2 protein-coding genes are annotated in these 2497 nt (G+C 68.4%); both read left to right on the plus strand.

Going from position 1 to position 2497, the window contains the following annotated elements; all coding sequences use genetic code 11:
• Positions 1–1581: ShlB/FhaC/HecB family hemolysin secretion/activation protein (locus A7D27_RS26760; protein WP_139134206.1), on the plus strand; the 1581-nt coding region annotated here is incomplete at its 5' end.
• 26 nt (positions 1582–1607) lie between these two features.
• A partial coding sequence (locus A7D27_RS26765; RefSeq protein ID WP_139131269.1) for a filamentous hemagglutinin N-terminal domain-containing protein occupies positions 1608–2497 on the plus strand: 890 nt, incomplete at its 3' end.

The raw sequence follows: 2497 nt of genomic DNA on the forward strand, positions 1-2497 counted from the left end.
CGGCTGCTGGAAGAGCAGCGCAAGCGCCTGCAGGAACTGCAGCAACTGCCCGGCCGCGCCGAGCCGGTAGCGCCCAGCCCGCCCCAGGCACAGGGCCCGTGCTTCGACATCCAGCGCATCCGCCTGCAGGGCGTGCACCTGATCAGCGAGGTGCGCCAGCGCGAACTGCTCAAGCCCTTCGAACACCAGTGCCTGGACAGCGGGCGCCTCAACGACCTGCTCAAGGCCATCACCCAGCACTACATCGACCGCGGCTACGTCACCTCCCGCGCCTACCTGCCGCAGCAGGACCTGGCCGACGGCGAACTGGACGTCATCGTCGTCGAAGGCCGCCTGGAGGGCGTTGAAGGCTCAGCGATCGCCAGCGACCGCGAACTGGCCCTGGCCTCCCCGGCGCAGACCGGCGAGCCGCTGAACCTGCGCGAACTGGAGCAACTGGTGGAGCAGATCAACCGCCTGCCCTCGCGCCCCGCCGAACTGGAACTGGTGCCCGGCAGCGAAGTGGGCGGCAGCCGCGTCCAGCTCAAGGGCGAGCCCGGCAAGCCCTGGCGGGTCGGCTTCAACCGCCACAACGACGGCCAGCGCAGCACCGGCGAACAGCAGTGGGGCGCCAGCCTGGAATGGGACAGCCCCCTGGGCCTGGCCGACCAGCTCAGCCTGCGCGCCGGCGGCGACGCCGTCAGCGACCGCTGGCGCCACTCCGCCAACCAGAGCTTCGCCTACAGCCTGCCGTATGGCTGGTGGAGCTTCAGCTACGCCTACAGCCAGAGCTACTACCGCACGCGCACCCCGGGCCAGGGCTTCGCCTTCGTCTACGACGGCGAAAGCAAGACCCACCAACTGCGCGCCGACCGCGTCCTGCACCGCGACAGCGTCAGCAAGACCGGCCTCAGCCTCGGCCTCGCCCACCTGGAAACCCGCAACTACATCGAAAACACCCTGCTGGGCAGCTCCAGCCCGCGCATCACCGAAACCCAACTGGGCTTCAACCACGGCCGCCGGCTCGGCAGCGCCTTCGTCAACCTCGACCTCGGCTGGCAACAGGGCATCGGCGCCCTGGACGCCAAGAACAGCCGCATCGACGGCAAGAGCGGCACCAACGCCCGCTACGACAAATACAGCCTCACCGCCAGCTACCTGCAGCCCTTCCAACTGCTCGGGGAAAGCCTCAGTTTCGACAGCCTCATCAACTACCAGCGCAGCGAAGACGAACTCAACAGCCCCCAGCGCATCAGCATCGGCGGCCTCAGCTCGGTGCGCGGCTTCAAGGAGCAATCCCTGTCCGGCAACAGCGGCGGCTACTGGCGCAACCAACTGCGCTGGACCCGCCCCGTGGGCTGGGCACCCTTGCAGCCCTTCGTGCGCCAGTACGGCCTCGCCTTCGCCTACGACCTGGGCCAGATCCAGGGCGACCGCAACAACGCCCGCGCCCATGGCCGCCTGAGCGGCAACGCCCTCGAATTCAGCGCCCGCGGCCCGAACCTGGCCGTCTCGCTCACCTTCGCGCGGTCCCTCGAACGCCCTGACGTCATCGAACGCCAGGAGCACCCGATCTACGCCCGCATCGACCTGTTCTACTGATTCCGCGTCACCCGGAGCCCCACCTCATGGACGTTCGCAGCCCCTTCTTCCAGAACATCGCCACCGTGCTCATCGGCGTCATGTTCCTCAACCCCATCGTCAGCACCGCCGCCGACCTCGCCGTGGACGCCGCCGCCGGCGGCAACACCAGCCTCGGCGCCGCCGCCAACGGCGTACCCGTGGTCAACATCGCCACGCCCAACGGCAACGGCCTGTCGCACAACAAATTCAGCGACTACAACGTCGGCGAACAGGGGCTCATCCTCAACAACGCCACCAACAAACTGCAAAGCACCCAACTGGGCGGCTACATCCTCGGCAACCCCAACCTCAACGGGCGCGCCGCCGGCGTCATCCTCAACGAAGTCACCGGCACCAACCCCAGCCAGCTCAAGGGCTACACCGAAGTGGCCGGGCAGGGCGCCCACGTCATCGTCGCCAACCCCCACGGCATCACCTGCGACGGCTGCGGCTTCATCAACACCCCCCGCGCCACCCTCAGCACCGGCGCCCCCGTGGTCGAGAACGGCGCCCTCAAACGCTACGACGTCGACGGCGGACAGATCCGCATCGAAGGGCAGGGGCTCAACGCCAGCAACGTCGACCAGTTCGAACTGATCACCCGCAGCGCCCAGATCAACGCCGAACTGCACGCCCGGCAACTGGCAATGGTCACCGGCCGCAACGACGTCGACGCCACCACCCTCGCCGCCACCGCCAAGGCCGACGACGGCACCGACAAACCCCAACTGGCCATCGACAGCAGCGCCCTGGGCGGCATGTATGCCGGCGCCATCCGCCTCGTCGGCACCGAACAGGGCGTCGGCGTCAAACTGGCCGGCGACATGGCCGCCAGTGGCGGCGACATCCAGATCGACGCCAACGGCAAGCTCACCCTCTCCCAGACCTCCGCCAG

Origin of the sequence: Pseudomonas sp. 1D4 (genome assembly GCF_001728925.1) — a bacterium.
Classification (GTDB): domain Bacteria; phylum Pseudomonadota; class Gammaproteobacteria; order Pseudomonadales; family Pseudomonadaceae; genus Metapseudomonas; species Metapseudomonas otitidis.